Genomic DNA, 16,509 nt, shown 5'->3' on the forward strand with positions numbered 1-16,509 from the left:
GAACCTCCGACCCCTTCGTCCCGAACGAAGTGCGCTACCAGGCTGCGCCAATCACCGAATGCGGGGCGCATCTTACTGCTCAGGTACGCGCCCGTCAATCCCTTAGTATCAAAATGCCATTCAATCGGCGAGAAAGTCAGCAGGCCAGTTACTGAGCCGCAGCTTTCTGCCCGTCAGGAACTTTGCACCAGTTATTATTCTCGTTAATACCGCCGTTTGGCGAGGTATAACCGAGGCAACCTAAAATAGTGTCGTACAGTTCTACATGACGGCGCGGCACCTTCATATCCGCCTCTTGCTTCAGGTGAGCAAACGCCTTCGCGTGATCGGGATCTTCCAGGTACTTATCCGACATCCATACCATCATGGGCACGCGGAACTGCTCTGGCGGCGCCATTTTACGCGGCGTACCGTGCAGATGCTCACGCTCGTTAATAGACTCACCATGGTCAGCAGCATAGAACACTATCGCTTTCTTATCGCGCAGCTGATCAAACACTTTGGTAATAAAGTGATCGACATAGGTCACCGAGTTGTCGAAAGAGTTAATCATCTGGGCTTTCGAACACCCGCTATCGACATCCACACACTCTGGCTTCCACTGTGCATACTCGCGGGTGTAGCGCTGCGTGTAGTTAAAATGCGATCCTTTGGTATGCAGAATAATCAGATGCTTACCGCCGTCATTCTGCTTTAAGGATTGCTGCATTTCGGTAATCAGTAGCATATCGTCAACCGTTTTGCCTCGGTTACGCGGCTCTGCACCAATCTGTTCACGATAAGCAATGTTTTCCGCCATGGTATTGCTGTAGAACCACATCTCACTTTGCATTGCGTACAGATCAGTTTTAAACCCTAACTGGCTGAGCACAGAAAAGACGTTTTGTTCTTTCAGCGTCCGCTGCGGGTTTTCCTCTGCACCACCTTGACGTACAAACATGCAGCGCAGCGACAGTTTAGTCGCGGTATCACATGAATATCCGCGGAAAGCCGCCAGGTTTTTCTCCTGAGCCAGCCTTGGCGTAGTGTTTCGCTCGTAGCCAAAAATCCCCATGTGATCCCAGCGCGTGGTTTCACCAATAATAAACACCACATAGGTGTCATCGAGATTCTTGGGGGCAACGTAGGTGAACATTTTCGCCGGATTCATCAGCGATTTGTTATCTGAAGACTCATCAACCTGCGCCCAAGCATACAGTCCCAGCGCGGAAAGCCAGTTTGACGGCAGATAGGAGTTCGCCACGACGCCGCCGTAGCTAGGTAAATCGATGCCGGTTTCGCGCTCAACGGTTTTCTGATGCATGCTCAGCAGACGAATTGGCACCCACACAATCAAGCCAGCCAACACCACCACCGCCACGCTGCGCATTCTCAGACCCGGCGTACGCAGCTGTTTTAACAGGGTGTAGCGACAGCGGTTACTCCAGATTAAGAGCAACGGTAAAATACTGACCGAAACCAGCCACGCGATTAAATGCCAGCCTACAACTTCCTTCGATAAATCAATATCAGTGGTCATTACCGAGGCAATAATGCCGTAACCGATCACCACGTTCAGGAAGGTCATATAATAGCTGGCGCCAGCGGAACACAGCACCACGAAGGTCGCCAGTACACGCCAGGCACGTCGGCCAAATAAAGAGAGAAGACGAAGTAAAAAGAAGGTTGCCAGCACCGCGCCAGCTAATTCAACAACCGCAGAGATTCCTTTCCAGACGGTAAACTCGTACGCATACCCGCTGAAGCGACGGTAAAATACAGCCGAGTTCATAAACAAACCGATATAGATTGCCAGCAAGAGGCTGAGCTTCTGCTGCGTCATCGACTTAATATATCTCATCAATAAAACCTGGAAAACGGGATAAAAAGCCCTGCGTACGGATCAATTGGACCGGGCAGGTGAAAGATGCGACAACAGCAGATTATGGAATGTCTACGAGCGCGGGTAAGTAGACCACAGGTAAGTGCAAAAGTGCTTATAAAGAATGCAAATGGCGCATATATTTTTGTAAATATATGCGCCAGGTATTAATCATATCGCTAATAGAATCAGGCGTGCGCTTCGGTAAATACGCTACGCTGAGGCTGACGAATGGTGGTAGACAGTGCCAGCGAGATAATTAACAGCGCGAAGATGACGCAGAAGGTCACATAAAAACCGCCAAACAGGGAGGCGATAATGGACCCACAAATACTGCCGATCCCGAAGCCCAGATAGATAACTCCATAGTTTTTCGCCAGATTATTCAAGCCGAAGAACTCACTTACCAGGGACGGGAACACCGTGATCGTGCCGCCAAAATTAAAGGCAACGCAGGCAATCGCTGCAAAGAAGGTCACTTCGTTCAGTGGAGCGAATAGCAGCGCCGCCATACCGACCAGCGAGACAACCTGACCAATGGTGATAACGCGAATACGGGAAATTTTGTCGGACAGGATACCCAGCACCAGACGACCTGACAGGTTAGCAATAGAAATCACCGTCACCGCATTGGCTGCCGTCGCCACATCCATATGCGCCAGACTTTGTGCAATATCTTTCGCCACGCCAATGACATACAGCCCGCTCATGCACGCGGTCAGGAACATCACCGCCAGCATCCAGTACTGCGGTTTACGCATGGATTGCGCCAGAGTGTAGTCGTTCTCGACCACGCCATTCACCGTTTTAACTTCCTGATTTGGTGCATCTTTCATCAGCGTAGAGCCAAAGACGATCATCACCAACACAATGGCGCCCCAGATAACAAAGGTCTTTTCCAGCCCGACGGTTTCCAGCAAATGACTGTCGATAAATTTGAAGCCAAGGCTGCCCAGGCCATAGGAACCGATAGCAAAAGCGGAAATCAGTCCTTTACGCTCAGGGAACCATTTTACGCAGTTAGACAGTGTTAACAGGTAGCCTGCACCGTCTGCCAGACCGACCAGTACACCTGCGCTCAGCCACAGCATAATCAAGCTGTCAGAATGTGCGGTTAAGAAGAAGCCCACGCCCAGCAGGATACCGGATGCCATGGTGACGCGTTTCACGCCAAAGCGTTCCTGAAGTTTCCCGGCGACAGAAGAAGAAATCGCCAGGCCCAGGCTTAACAGGCCAAAGGAGAAAGCCACCTGGCTGACCGGCGCATCCAGCTTTGAAGAAAGCGCGCCATTGAACAGGCTCCAGGTGTAAACCGAACCTAAGGCAAATTGGGTAATGATGGTGCCGATCAGGGTCAGCCACCGGGTACGCTGATAATCAGAAGTTTTCATGGCAGTATTCCTGCATAAGCAAAATGGGAAATTCTCTGCCAACAACCATACCGAAGTGCATTTATGCCCTGGGGAAAACGGCATGAAGTGCCATCAGAACGGAATGAAATGCCTGGATTGCGGAATGAATGACGAGACAAAAAGCCAGCGGACTGAATTTTTTCGCACAAGTGAGTACACGCTATCACTGAGACGCGGGTGATTATTGATCTGAATATGTAGCGAAGTTGTTTTATTTACGCTATTCACGTTAAAATTTAGCGCTCACCCCCATGGTGTACATATAGTCACTGTTATTGGTGCTATTTTCCGCCTGAGAGAGCGCAGCATAAGCCGCCATATGGGGATTGAGCAGCATATCGGCGCCCACGGTCACATCCAGCCAGTTGCCGTCCTGACTCGCCGTCGTCATCCGGTTGAGGCCTGATTGCGCCTTCCAGATATTCTCGCCAAACTGCTGATTATAGCTGATTTGCGCCCACGGTCGAAGATCGCCAAATTGCGAATCCACCCGCCAGCCTAAAGTACTAACACTGGCATGCCATAACGCATCGGTCTGCGTGACGGACATCGCACTGTCGCCAAATTCGTTATAGGTAGACGTTGCCGAGCCGTCATAATGCACGGCAGCGACCGGACCGGTCGTTACCTGTCTGGACACGGGGATATTCCAGCCCATACTCATACCGTTAGTCGCATCCAGTGTCGTTTGGTCCGCGAGGTTAACCACCGGTCCTGCCACGCTCTGCGTGGAGCGAATGCGTTCTTCGAGTATGTCGTTGTAGCGTGGTTGGTGATCGCTGTCCCATGTATAACGTTCAGCCGTATGACCTGACATAGCATCAACGATATATTCTTGTTGCCAGCCATATGCTGTATTGCTGGACAGCGCACAGACTACGACGCTCACCAGAAGGCTGAACCTCTGGCGACCACTACTGTTTCTTATAATCATCAACGCGACTCCAGAAAAGAGCCGAATTCGGCGATATTATTGTCATTGTATGAAGGATATCGGGCACATCAGCCCTGTATTAAATATTGTCTTTTTAGCGGGCGCGTCAAGGCGAGCCGAATGAAATTTTTACGCCAGTAAAAACAGCGAGGAAGAATATGCAGCGTTGCGGATGGGTCAGTCAGGATCCACTATACATTGCCTATCACGACAAGGAGTGGGGCGTCCCCGAAACCGATGGTCAAAAGCTGTTCGAGATGATCTGCCTGGAAGGTCAGCAGGCGGGGTTATCCTGGATAACCGTGCTTAAAAAACGCGAAAACTACCGCCATGCTTTTCACCACTTCGATCCCGTCGCCGTTTCCGCGATGACCGAAGACGATGTGGAAAGGCTGGTGCTGGATGCCGGTATTATTCGCCATCGCGGAAAAATTCAGGCCATTATCGGCAACGCGAGAGCGTACCTAGCGATGGCGCAAAACGGCGAGCCGTTTAGCGAGTTTGTCTGGTCATTCGTTGATAACCAACCGCAGTTGACGCGCGCCGCCAGCCTGAGCGACATCCCCACCTCTACCCCTGCGTCTGACGCGCTTTCCAAAGCATTAAAAAAACGTGGGTTTAAGTTTGTCGGCACCACCATTTGTTACTCCTTTATGCAGGCATGCGGTCTAGTCAACGACCATGTCACCAGCTGCCTTTGCTACCCGGGGGGTCAACATGATTCGCCAATCAACGCCTGACGATCTGGCGCCGATTCTGGCGCTGTGGATGGAAAGCACTATTTATGCCCACCCGTTTATCGAAGAACGTTACTGGCGCGAAAGTGAACCCATCGTACGCGACGTTTACCTGCCCGCCGCACAAACCTGGGTTTGGGAAGAAAAAGGAGTGCTAAAAGGCTTCGCCAGCGTAATGGAGGAGCGCTTTTTGGGTGCCCTGTTTGTCGCGCCGGTGGCCATCAGAAACGGGATCGGCAAAGCACTGGTGCAGTACGTCCAGCAGCACTTTTCGTTACTCAGCCTTGAGGTCTATCAGAAGAATCAGTCGGCGGTGAATTTCTACCATGCGCTGGGTTTTCGTATTGAAGACAGCGCATGGCAGGAAGAGACGCATCATCCCACGTGGATTATGAACTGGCAGGCGGATCAAACGCTGTGAGTGTCAATGCGGGTCCGGTGTACTTTTCCAGCCATGCCAGCGCAGTGTTGCCCGCACAGCCATTCCCCAGCTTCGAGCTGGGGAGATCGCAGGTCAGCACATTCACTGCGCCATTCTTACAAATGCCGCCTGCGGATGGATCCAAATCCGGCCAGGCACCCTCGTGAATACAAATTACGCCCGCTTTGATACCTGTCGTTACCACTGCTCCGGCCAGAATTTGCCCGCGATGGTTCCATACCCTGACCGTGTCTCCATCGGTAATGCCCCGCGCCTTCGCATCCTGCGGATGGATGGTCACTGGCTCGCGATCCGCCACCGCGTACTGCTCGCGTAACACGCTGTAATTCAACTGACTGTGCAATCGGTGCGCCGGATGAGCCGAGAGCACCTGTACTTGCTCGGGTTCAGCATTGCCGAACCATTCTTCCGGTTCCAGCCACATCGGGTGTCCCGCACAATCCGCGTAGCCGTAATCGGCAATCCTCTGCGAGTAGATTTCGATTTTGCCGCTGTCAGTTTTTAGCGGATGCGCCTGCGGGTCGCGACGAAAATCAGCAAAACGAATAAATTGCGCGTTGGCGGCACTTTCCGGCATTTCAATAAGCTGATTGGCCTGCCAGAATTCTGCAAAAGGCGGCAGCGTCACCAGCTGGCTAGCGCCGCGCTGCCCGGCAATGTTGTAAAAGGTCTCCAGCCACTCCAGTTCACTTTTACCTTCGGTAAACCGCGCATGCCCGCCCTGCTCCCAGCGTTCGCTGAGTTCAGCAAAAACATCAAAATCATTACGCGCTTCACCGCGTGCAGTCACAACCTGTTTCATCGGCACCAGATGCTGGTTACTGTAATCACCGGTCATAGTGAGATCGTTGCGCTCAAAAGAGGTGGTGGCAGGCAAGACGATATCGGCATGCTTCGCCGCCGCGGTCCAGAAACACTCGGAGATCACCACCAGCTCTGGCTTTTGCCAGGCGCGGATCAAACGATTAGTGTCCTGATGATGGGTGAAGTTTGCCCCGCCCGCCCACCAGAGAAAGCGAATATCCGGGAAATGCCGGTCCATACCGTTGTGCTGGTAGAACCCTCCTGGGTTCTCCAGCGCCTCAACAATGCGCGCAACCGGGATTTTATCCACCGCATCGGTGCCGCCTTTTACGCTACCCTGCATGGAGGCGAGCACTGCCGCACGACGTGTCGGGTTGCCGCCGTTAGCAAAATGATAAGAGAGACCAAAACCACCGCCAGGCGTACCAATTTGCCCGAGCATGGCGGCCAGCGTGACGATCATCCAGTGTTTTTGTTCGCCATACTGCTGGCGCTGCATACCCCATCCGGCCATCAGCATGGTGGTGTTTTGGTGAAATATTTCTGTAAGCTCGCGTATTTTCGCTGCTGATATGCCACAAATCGCCGCAGCCCATTCTGCCGTTTTGGCCACATTGTCGGATTTCCCCAACAGATAGTCGGCAAATCGTTCATAACCGGTGGTACAGCGGGCAAGAAACGCCTCGTCATGCCAGCCGTTTTCCACCAGCGTATGGGCAATACCGAGCATCAGGGCGACATCGGTTCCCATATGCGGGGCGACCCACTCCATTTTGTCACCAAAGAAATCCACGCTCTCCGATCGCATCGGATCAATGCAGATCAGGCGTTTGCCGCTGTTGCGTAACGCCTCAAAGTACGCGAGCCCCTGCTCGTCAGAGGCGTTCCAGGCAATCTTCAGGGTGTTGAGCGGATTCGCGCTCCAAAGCACCACCACGTCGCTGTGTTCCAGCACGACGGGCCAACTGGTCTGCTGCTGATAGACTTCATTCCCACCCACGACATACGGCATGATGGCCTGCGCCGCACCCGTTGAGTAATCCCCCAAATGGCCGGTATAACCGCCCGCCAGCGCCATATACCGCTGCAGCAGGGTCGCGGCTTTGTGTAACACGCCGTTCGAACGCCAACCGTACGAACCGGCAAAAATGGAGGACGGACCGTAACTGTCGCGAATGCGCTTATGCTGCGTATGGATCAGATTCAGCGCCTCATCCCAGCTGACACGGACAAACTCATCCTGCCCGCGCACGCCCTGTGGGTTCTCCGGAGAGGCCAGAAAGCCTTTACGCACCATCGGAAACCGCACCCGCGTTTTGCTGTGTACCTGATCGCGCACCACGGTCTGCAACGAATTGGGCTGTGAAGTGGGCAGTGCGCCACGTGAGGAGAAAACCGTGTCGCCATCGGTTTCAACAACAATGGGTCCCCAGTGGGCGGCGGTTAATACCGAGTAATGTGCGGGTGAATTAGCCAAGATGGCGCTCCTGAATGCGATGTGACGGCTTATTTATTATGCCGTTCAATGTTACTTACAAATTTCAGAGTCTTCCCTGGAATTTTCTTCATGTTCACACGTCATAATCAACCGCCACAGTCGCTGTGGTAAAGAATAAAAAAGTCATTAAGGAATTAAGATGAAGAAACGTGTATTTGTGATTGCTGCCATCGTGAGCGGCGCCCTGGCGGTTTCTGGCTGCACAACAAACCCTTACACCGGTGAGCGCGAAGCGGGTAAATCCGGCATGGGGGCGGGCATTGGTTCGCTGGTGGGTGCGGGCATTGGCGCGCTCTCCTCGTCGAAGAAAGATCGCGGTAAAGGTGCGCTGATTGGCGCAGCAGCAGGGGCCGCCGTTGGCGGTGGTATCGGTTACTACATGGACGTGCAGGAAGCAAAACTGCGTGAAAAAATGCAGGGAACCGGCGTGAGCGTGACGCGCAGTGGCGATAACATCATTCTGAATATGCCCAACAACGTCACCTTCGACAGCAGCAGCGCTAACCTCAAACCTGCCGGGGCAAACACCCTGACCGGCGTGGCAATGGTACTGAAAGAGTACAATAAAACCGCGGTCAACGTATTGGGCTTCACCGACAGCACCGGCAGCCAGGATCTGAACATGCGTCTGTCACAGCAGCGCGCGGACTCCGTTGCCAGCTCCCTGATCACTCAGGGTGTGGAAGCTAACCGTATCCGCACCCGCGGAATGGGGCCGGCGAATCCAATAGCCAGCAACAGCACTGCGGAAGGCAAAGCGCAGAACCGCCGTGTAGAGATCACGTTGAGCCCAATTCAGTAACGTTTTGTGCTGGATGGTGGCTTCGCCTGATCCAGCCTACAAAATCCCCTTAATAAGCGCTTTATGCCAGTATCACCCGGTATGAAGCGCTTGCCATCGTTGATTTTCACGCTAAGGTGTTCACACTAAATTCAGGGAAATCAGCGATGAGCAAATCAACACGTGCCACCATCAGCGACGTGGCGAAAGCCGCAAAAACGGGTAAGACCAGTATTTCACGCTACCTCAACGGTGAGAAGCATCTGCTCTCCGACGCGCTGTTGGCCCGCATTGAACACGCCATTGCCGAACTCGACTATCGCCCCAGCCTGATGGCACGAGGCCTGAAGCATGGCCGTACTCGCCTGATAGGCCTGATTATCGCCGACATTACCAACCCCTACTCCGTTAACGTGTTAAGCGGTATCGAAGCGGCCTGTCGCGAAAAAGGCTTTACCCCGCTGGTCTGTAATACCAACAACGAAGTGGACCAGGAGCTGCATTATCTCGATCTGCTGCGCAGCTATCAGGTTGAGGGGATTGTGGTGAATGCCGTCGGCATGCGCGAAGAAGGGCTGAACCGCCTGCAACAGTCTGCACTACCGATGGTGTTGATTGACCGTAAAATTCCGGATTTCGCCTGTGATATGGTCGGCCTGGATAACACCCAGGCCGCGACACTTGCCACAGAACATTTGGTCGAACAAGGCTTCGAAGCCATTCTTTTCCTCAGCGAGCCGTTGGGGATGGTCAACACCCGGCGCGAGCGCCTGAGCACCTTTCGCACCACACTGGCACGATATCCCGGCGTTATCGCCGAAAATGCCGAAGTTGCGCTGGTGGAAAACACGCAACTGGATGCCACGCTACGCCAGTTTCATCAGCAGCATCGCGGAATGCGTAAAGCCATTATTTCTGCCAACGGCGCGCTCACATTGCAGGTGGCCCGCTCGCTGAAGCGTATTGGCCTCAACTGGGGCAGCGACATCGGCCTGCTCGGTTTTGACGAACTGGAATGGGCCGAATTGGCTGGCGTCGGTATTACTACCCTGAAACAGCCCACCTGGCAGATTGGCTATACCGCCGTCGAGCAAGTTGTTCGCCGGATCGATGGCAAATCGGCTGCCATTCAGGAACAGGTTTTCTCCGGTGAGCTGATCGTTCGCGGGTCTACTACCCGTTAAATTTCCTTCGTGATGGTGATCATAAATTCGACATCATAGCCTTTTCATTGGAACCGGTTCCATCTAGCGTTATAGCAAGAACGCATATTTTGGAGTTTCTATGAAAAGAAAAATTATGGTGGTCACCGCGGCCTATGGCCATGACCCGGTACGCGCAGCGGGCGGGCAAACCGCCATGCTGCCTGTAATTGCCGAAGCTGGTGCTGACGGCGTTGAAATTCGCCGTGAAATGCTGAGTGACGCCGAGCTTAAAACGCTGCCAACCCTGGCATCCGCCATTGAAATCTTCGGCCTGCTGGCCTGCTACTCCGCGCCAGAACCGCTGTTTCTACAAGATGGTCATCTCAATCCCCACCTGCCGGCGCTCCTTCAGGAAGCCCAAAAGTTGCAGGCTCTATGGTTAAAAGTCTCCCTGGGTCATTTTTCCCATACCCGGCAGTTCGACACATTGCGTGAGTGGCTCGACAACAGCGGAATGGAGATGGTGGTCGAGAACGATCAGACCGCCTGCGGACGCCTGCAGCCGATGCAGCGCTTTAACGAAGCCTGTCAGACGCAAAACCTGCCGATATCCCTGACCTTCGATATGGGCAACTGGTTGTGGGTCGGCGACTCTCCCGAAGAAGCCGCGCAGGCGCTCGCCTCAACCGTGGGATATATCCATGTGAAAGCCGCTACTCCGCATCTCGACAGCTTCCGTGCCGTTGCGCCCGATCGGGCAGACCCGCGCTGGCTGGCACTGTTAAACACGCTGCCCACGGACGTCCCGCGCGGCATTGAATTCCCCCTGGAAGGGCACGATTTAGCGGCGGTGACCCGTCACTACGTCGAACTGCTACGCGAGGAGTAACACATGAAAAATGCACTGGATGTCGTCACCATTGGCGAGGCAATGGCGATGTTTGTCGCTACGCAAACCGGTGAGCTGGCGGATGTAGAGACATTTATCAAACGGGTCGCGGGCGCAGAGCTTAACGTGGCAACCGGCCTTGCCCGCCTCGGCCTAAAGGTCGGCTGGGTGAGTCGCGTAGGTAATGATAGTTTTGGCCGTTTTATTATTAAGTCGCTGGCAAAAGAAGGGATTGATGCGCAGGGAGTCACCCTGGACGGGCGCTACGCAACCGGCTTTCAGCTGAAATCTAAAGTCGAAAATGGAACCGATCCCATTGTGGAATATTTTCGCAAAGGCTCAGCCGCCAGCCATCTTGGCAGAGAGGATTATCACGAGGCGTATTTTTCCAGCGCGCGCCACCTGCATCTGAGCGGTGTGGCTGCTGCGCTGTCCGCCAGTTCTTACGAACTGCTGGCCCATACCGCGCGCGCCATGAAAGCCCAGGGTAAGACCATCTCGTTCGATCCCAACTTACGCCCGGTACTGTGGAGCAGCGAAGCGGAGATGGTGGAGAAACTCAACCGGCTCGCATTCCAGGCCGACTGGGTTCTGCCGGGGTTAAAAGAGGGCATGATTTTAACGGGACAACAGACGCCTGAAGGCATCGCTGACTTTTATCTGCGCCACGGCGTAAAGGCGGTGATCGTTAAAACGGGTGCAGATGGTGCCTGGTATAAAGCCGCCAACGGCGAACAGGGCTGCGTCGCACCGGTAAAAGTCGACAACGTAGTCGATACCGTCGGCGCGGGCGATGGCTTTGCCGTGGGCGTGATCAGCGCCCTGCTGGAAGGCCGCTCGCTGCATCAGGCGGTGACCCGAGGCAATAAAATTGGCGCCCTGGCCATACAGGTTCAGGGCGACAGTGAAGGATTACCCACACGTGAACAATTAGGGGAATAAACCCCCGACCCACTCTGTACCCTACATACAGAGGCGGCGTAACAGCATAACCAGAGGGCAGTCTATGAATAGCTCAACCAATGCAGCAAAACGCTGGTGGTACATCATGCCAATCGTGTTCATCACGTACAGCCTGGCGTATCTCGACCGCGCGAACTTCAGCTTCGCCTCCGCAGCGGGCATCAACGAGGACCTTGGCATTACCAAAGGGATCTCTTCCCTACTAGGTGCGCTGTTTTTTCTCGGCTATTTCTTCTTCCAGATCCCGGGCGCAATTTACGCCGAGCGCCGCAGTGTACGAAAACTCATTTTTATCTGCCTGATCCTGTGGGGTGGGTGCGCCTCACTGACTGGCATGGTCAGTAACATCCCCATGCTTGCCGCCATCCGTTTTATTCTTGGCGTCGTAGAAGCTGCCGTCATGCCCGCGATGCTGATTTATATCAGCAACTGGTTTACCAAATCCGAGCGTTCACGTGCCAACACTTTCCTTATTCTCGGCAACCCCGTTACCGTACTGTGGATGTCCGTCGTTTCCGGTTATTTGATTCAGGCGCTTGGCTGGCGTGAAATGTTCATCATTGAAGGCTTTCCAGCCGTCATCTGGGCGTTCTGCTGGTGGGTGCTGGTCAAAGACAAACCTTCCCAGGTGGGCTGGCTGACGGAGTCCGAAAAGAGCGCGCTGCAGGCGCAACTGGAACAAGAGCAACAAGGGATTAAAGCCGTACGCAACTATGGTGAAGCTTTCCGCTCTCGCAATGTGATCCTGTTGTGTATGCAGTACTTTACCTGGAGTATTGGCGTTTACGGTTTTGTGTTGTGGCTGCCGTCAATCATCCGCAGCGGCGGCACCAACCTCGGGATGGTGGAAGTGGGCTGGCTTTCATCGGTCCCGTATCTGGCTGCAACCGTCGCGATGATTTTGGCCTCATGGGCTTCCGACAAAATGCAAAACCGTAAGTTGTTTGTCTGGCCACTGTTACTGATCGCCGCGTGTGCCTTTATTGGCTCCTGGGCCGTTGGCGCAGACCACTTCTGGATGTCTTACACCTTGCTGGTAATTGCGGGTGCAGCGATGTACGCCCCGTATGGCCCCTTCTTCGCCATCATCCCTGAAATGCTGCCGCGTAACGTCGCCGGAGGCGCAATGGCGCTGATTAACAGTATGGGCGCACTCGGCTCATTCTTTGGTTCCTGGTTTGTTGGCTACCTTAATGGCACCACCGGCAGCCCGTCCGCCTCGTACATTTTTATGGGGGTGGCGCTTTTTGTCTCAGTGTGGCTAACTTTAATTGTTAAGCCTGCTAATAATCAGCAACTACCCATTGGCGCACGCCACGCTTAAATTTTAACTTACGGAGATTCGCATGAAGCCGTCCATTATTCTCTACAAAGCGTTACCTGACGATTTACTGCAGCGCCTGGAAGCACATTTTTCTGTGACTCAAGTGCCTAATCTGCGCCCGGAAACGGTCGCACAGCACGCACAGGCCTTCGCCAGTGCGGAAGGTCTGCTGGGCTCCAGCGAAACCGTCGATAGCGCCCTGCTGGAGAAAATGCCCAGGCTGCGCGCAACCTCAACCATCTCCGTAGGCTATGACAATTTTGACGTCGATGCGCTTAACGCCCGTAATGTCCTACTGATGCACACGCCAACCGTGCTGACCGAAACCGTGGCGGATACGATAATGGCACTGGTGTTAAGCACGGCTCGCCGCGTGGTAGAAGTGGCAGAACGCGTGAAGGTAGGCGAATGGACCAAAAGCATAGGTCCAGATTGGTTCGGCACCGATGTACATCACAAAACGTTGGGGATTGTCGGTATGGGCCGCATCGGTCTGTCGCTGGCACAACGCGCCCATTTCGGCTTTGGCATGCCCATTCTCTACAATGCACGCCGCCAGCATAAGGAAGCGGAAGAGCGCTTCAACGCGCGTTACTGCGATCTCGATACGCTGTTGCAGGAATCGGATTTTGTCTGCCTGATCCTGCCGTTAACGGAAGAGACCCACCATCTGTTTAGTACCGAGCAGTTTGCTAAAATGAAGCCCTCCGCTATTTTCATCAACGCCGGACGTGGTCCGGTCGTGGACGAAGCCGCGCTGATTGCCGCGCTGCAAAATGGGGTGATTCATGCCGCAGGTCTGGATGTGTTTGAGCAGGAGCCGGTGCCGGTGGACTCACCACTGCTGTCGCTACCAAACGTGGTGGCGGTACCGCATATTGGTTCAGCAACCCATGAAACGCGTTACAACATGGCAGCCTGTGCGGTTGATAACTTAATTGATGCGCTGCAAGGGAACGTCGAGAAGAACTGCGTGAATCCACAGGTGGCAGGATAAAAAAATGCCGGGTGGCGCTAATGCGTCCCCGGCATTCTGTATACCGTTATTACAGGGATTACTGGGCTGCGTTCACCGCAGCAGTCCAGGCCTGATTAAATGCCTGATGCTGGGCTGCCAGCGGGCCAATCAGCGTGTTGTACTGACTTGCCTGTTGTGAGGTCGGGAACTGGATACCGTTCGCCACAAAGCTCACCTGCGTATCCTGCTGCGCGATAAAATCACCCACCTGTACCAGCTGCTGCGTAAAGATTTGCGCGGCAGGAATCAGCGGCTGTAACGCCTCTGACGGTGCGGTTACGACTTTGCTGTAGACCTGATCAAAGACAGGTTTCAGATCTTCGCTTTGCTTCAGCGCACCATGTGCGGCATCTGCTTGCAGCTTCGCATTCTGCAGTTGTTGCCCTAACACGCCCAGCGCACCATTTGCCTGACGCAGCGGTTCACGCTGAGTCACGTAATCCTGAGGAACACGGATGGCATTTACGCTATCAACAACCGGGCGCAGACCGGAGTCCATCGCCTGATTCACCTGCTGTGAATAGCCATAAAGAATCGCGTAATCGGAGACAAACGGGCCAAACTGTTTTTTCTGATCGGCGGTCAGCGTCGGTAAACGCTCTCCGCTACGCATTGCAGTATTCTGCAGGAAATCGACAAACGCTTTGCGTTGATCGCCTTCTTTATCAAAACACCCACTCAGGCCAACTACCATTAAGAGCGCCAAAACAGGCGCAAACCAGCGAGAGCAGGACTTACCTGTCGCCATTTTAATACTCCTTCACCCAAAAATGCGCACAACGACACCCGCGTGCCTGACGATGACAAGGATAGTCCAGGTCAGCCCCGCAAGATACCCTTTCCGCGTAATCTTGTCGGGGAAAATAACCGTTTCTGCGGCCCTGTATTTTATTAAACAGTGCGCCATAAGCCGAGCGACGTAATATTTTCGTCATCTTTACAATTGCGTTGAGTCGCTGACAGATCCCGACCGTTATCAGGTCGTTAGCAAACGACAGGTTACCTCCTGCGATCCGCTGGAACGTATCTCTCGCGCAAACCTGACGTCCGGCTTCATTTTTTACGACTATTCTTAATGAGCTTCGAAGAAATTCACGATCCCGCTGTGTGATTTTAGGAGTCCTCAATGGAATATAAAGATCCTATGCTTGAACTGCTTAGCAGTCTGGAACAGATTGTTTTTAAAGATGTATCGCAGACGGTTACCCTGAAGCAAAAAGCCAACCCTTTTGCCGAATTTGAACAACTACGACGAGGGACGGGTTTAAAAACTGATGATTTTGCCCGCGTAATGGGCGTAACGGTCGCGATGGTTCATGAGTGGGAGTCTAAACGCATAAAGCCTTCCAGTACCGAATTGAAATTGATGCGCCTGATTCAGGCCGACCCGAGATTAAGTAAGCAATTGATGGATTGAGATTTTTTATGTTTTTTCTTAAGAGCGGTCCTACAAAAGGACCGCTCTACCACCGGCTCCAGTAACAAAAAAGAAAATAGTAGTTGCATCCCCAGGCGTAAAATGAGTTAATGCACTCAACGGTTTGACGTACAGACCATTACAGCAGTTTAGTAAGGCAAGTCCCTTCAAGAGTTATCATTGATACCCTTCGTAGTGAGCATTTTCCTTTACTGTTAAAAAATCTGTAAAGCACGCCATATCGCCGAAAGGCACACTTATTTTTTAAAAGGTAATACACTATGTCCGGTAAAATGACTGGTATCGTAAAATGGTTCAACGCTGATAAAGGCTTCGGTTTCATCACTCCTGACGATGGCTCAAAAGACGTGTTCGTACACTTCTCTGCTATCCAGAACGAAGGCTACAAATCTCTGGATGAAGGTCAGAAAGTTTCCTTCACCATCGAAAGCGGCGCTAAAGGCCCGGCAGCTGGCAACGTAACCAGCCTGTAAGCTTAAAAAGCTCAAAATTCTAGATCCCTGCCAAACGGCGGGGATTTTTTTTATTTGTCTCTCGCAATAAATGTCCCCAGTTTTCTTCTTTGCATTACTTTACCCACCGCACCTTTGACCTTTCCCTAAGGGTAAGCTTTATAGTACGCCGGCATGTATTCCACAATATTCACAAGGAATTGAAGCTATGTCGAAATCCTCACTGCTGCTGTTATTAGGTTTACTCACCACAAGTAGCGTATTCGCTGCTACCCCGGAATCAACCTTTCTGGCGCAACATGGGCTAAGCGGGAAATCCGTTGAGCAAATTGTCGACGCCATTGACCAGTCGCCTCAGAGTCGACCGCTGCCTTATTCCGCCTCCATCACCAGCACCGAGCTAAAGCTCTCTTCCGGTGAGAAGGTTTATACGCTACCGCTCGGAGACAAGTTCTATCTCTCCTTTGCCCCGTACGAATGGCAAACTCACCCCTGCTTTAACCACAGCCTTTCTGGTTGCAAAGGAGAAATGCCTGAGAAGACCTTTGATGTCAAAGTGACGGATAGCAAGGGTGACGTTGTGGTGCAAAAAGAGATGACAAGCTACCACAATGGTTTTATCGGCGTATGGCTGCCACGCAATATGGAAGGCACAATTGAAGTGAGCTACAACGGCAAAAAAGCGTCTCATACCATTAAAACGATGAATGACAGCCAGACCTGTCTGACCGAATTACAGCTGCGCTAACAGCATAAAAAAATGCCGGATGCACAATTGCTCATCCGGCATTTTTTACATCAATACAGACGG

At 53.0% G+C, this 16,509-nt stretch carries 16 protein-coding genes; 11 read left to right on the plus strand and 5 right to left on the minus strand.

Translation table 11 applies throughout. From position 1 onward, the window contains the following. Nucleotides 1-148 precede the first annotated feature (148 nt). The 3 genes from eptB to IMQ48_RS13990 form a co-directional block, all read right to left on the minus strand. Nucleotides 149-1,840, minus strand: coding sequence for a kdo(2)-lipid A phosphoethanolamine 7''-transferase (gene eptB / locus IMQ48_RS13980; protein ID WP_196209515.1), 1,692 nt, complete (start codon nucleotides 1,838-1,840; stop codon nucleotides 149-151). A gap of 209 nt (nucleotides 1,841-2,049) precedes the next feature. After that, entirely contained in the window at nucleotides 2,050-3,252 is a 1,203-nt protein-coding gene (locus tag IMQ48_RS13985) for an MFS transporter (protein ID WP_196209516.1), read from the minus strand. A gap of 250 nt (nucleotides 3,253-3,502) precedes the next feature. Beyond that, nucleotides 3,503-4,207, minus strand: coding sequence for an autotransporter outer membrane beta-barrel domain-containing protein (locus IMQ48_RS13990; RefSeq protein ID WP_196209517.1), 705 nt, complete (start codon nucleotides 4,205-4,207; stop codon nucleotides 3,503-3,505). 158 nt (nucleotides 4,208-4,365) lie between these two features. Here IMQ48_RS13990 and tag point away from each other — a divergent pair, with 158 nt between their 5' ends. Then, the gene (tag, locus tag IMQ48_RS13995; protein WP_196209518.1) at nucleotides 4,366-4,947 is read left to right on the plus strand and encodes a DNA-3-methyladenine glycosylase I; all 582 of its coding nucleotides are present in this window, start codon (nucleotides 4,366-4,368) and stop codon (nucleotides 4,945-4,947) included. Then, nucleotides 4,925-5,365, plus strand: a complete 441-nt coding sequence (locus IMQ48_RS14000; RefSeq protein ID WP_196209519.1) for an N-acetyltransferase — start codon at nucleotides 4,925-4,927, stop codon at nucleotides 5,363-5,365. The genes tag and IMQ48_RS14000 overlap by 23 nt, the downstream gene beginning before the upstream one ends. Here IMQ48_RS14000 and IMQ48_RS14005 read toward each other — a convergent pair. Next, complete coding sequence (locus IMQ48_RS14005; RefSeq protein ID WP_196209520.1) at nucleotides 5,334-7,667, minus strand: molybdopterin guanine dinucleotide-containing S/N-oxide reductase; 2,334 nt, start codon at nucleotides 7,665-7,667, stop codon at nucleotides 5,334-5,336. The genes IMQ48_RS14000 and IMQ48_RS14005 overlap by 32 nt on opposite strands. Before the next feature lie 160 nt (nucleotides 7,668-7,827). On the opposite strand from IMQ48_RS14005, the gene IMQ48_RS14010 reads away from it, so the two are divergent. The 6 genes from IMQ48_RS14010 (at nucleotide 7,828) to ghrB (ending at nucleotide 13,787) form a co-directional block, all read left to right on the plus strand. Further along, complete coding sequence (locus tag IMQ48_RS14010; protein WP_135323934.1) at nucleotides 7,828-8,490, plus strand: OmpA family lipoprotein; 663 nt, start codon at nucleotides 7,828-7,830, stop codon at nucleotides 8,488-8,490. A gap of 146 nt (nucleotides 8,491-8,636) precedes the next feature. Then, the gene (locus IMQ48_RS14015) at nucleotides 8,637-9,653 is read left to right on the plus strand and encodes a substrate-binding domain-containing protein (RefSeq protein WP_196209521.1); all 1,017 of its coding nucleotides are present in this window, start codon (nucleotides 8,637-8,639) and stop codon (nucleotides 9,651-9,653) included. Nucleotides 9,654-9,753: 100 nt separating this feature from the next. Further along, complete coding sequence (locus IMQ48_RS14020) at nucleotides 9,754-10,503, plus strand: sugar phosphate isomerase/epimerase (protein WP_196209522.1); 750 nt, start codon at nucleotides 9,754-9,756, stop codon at nucleotides 10,501-10,503. A 3-nt stretch (nucleotides 10,504-10,506) separates the two neighbouring features. Beyond that, entirely contained in the window at nucleotides 10,507-11,445 is a 939-nt protein-coding gene (locus IMQ48_RS14025; RefSeq protein WP_196209523.1) for a sugar kinase, read from the plus strand. Nucleotides 11,446-11,509: 64 nt separating this feature from the next. Further along, nucleotides 11,510-12,790 (plus strand): MFS transporter, encoded by a 1,281-nt coding sequence (locus IMQ48_RS14030; protein ID WP_196209524.1) that lies wholly within the window; start codon nucleotides 11,510-11,512, stop codon nucleotides 12,788-12,790. A 22-nt stretch (nucleotides 12,791-12,812) separates the two neighbouring features. Then, on the plus strand, nucleotides 12,813-13,787 hold the full coding sequence (gene ghrB / locus IMQ48_RS14035) for a glyoxylate/hydroxypyruvate reductase GhrB (RefSeq protein ID WP_196209525.1): 975 nt from the start codon (nucleotides 12,813-12,815) through the stop codon (nucleotides 13,785-13,787). Between the two features lie 58 nt (nucleotides 13,788-13,845). Here ghrB and IMQ48_RS14040 read toward each other — a convergent pair whose 3' ends face one another. Then, entirely contained in the window at nucleotides 13,846-14,556 is a 711-nt protein-coding gene (locus IMQ48_RS14040) for a DUF3053 domain-containing protein (RefSeq protein ID WP_196209526.1), read from the minus strand. Between the two features lie 378 nt (nucleotides 14,557-14,934). On the opposite strand from IMQ48_RS14040, the gene IMQ48_RS14045 reads away from it, so the two are divergent. The 3 genes from IMQ48_RS14045 (at nucleotide 14,935) to cueP (ending at nucleotide 16,446) form a co-directional block, all read left to right on the plus strand. Then, entirely contained in the window at nucleotides 14,935-15,225 is a 291-nt protein-coding gene (locus IMQ48_RS14045) for an HTH-type transcriptional regulator (RefSeq protein ID WP_196209527.1), read from the plus strand. Between the two features lie 281 nt (nucleotides 15,226-15,506). Next, entirely contained in the window at nucleotides 15,507-15,719 is a 213-nt protein-coding gene (gene cspA, locus IMQ48_RS14050) for an RNA chaperone/antiterminator CspA (protein WP_004126446.1), read from the plus strand. Between the two features lie 187 nt (nucleotides 15,720-15,906). Continuing rightward, entirely contained in the window at nucleotides 15,907-16,446 is a 540-nt protein-coding gene (gene cueP, locus IMQ48_RS14055) for a copper-binding periplasmic metallochaperone CueP (RefSeq protein ID WP_196209528.1), read from the plus strand. Nucleotides 16,447-16,509 lie beyond the last annotated feature (63 nt).

Origin of the sequence: Citrobacter sp. Res13-Sevr-PEB04-36, assembly GCF_015672735.1 — a bacterium.
Lineage (GTDB): Bacteria > Pseudomonadota > Gammaproteobacteria > Enterobacterales > Enterobacteriaceae > Citrobacter.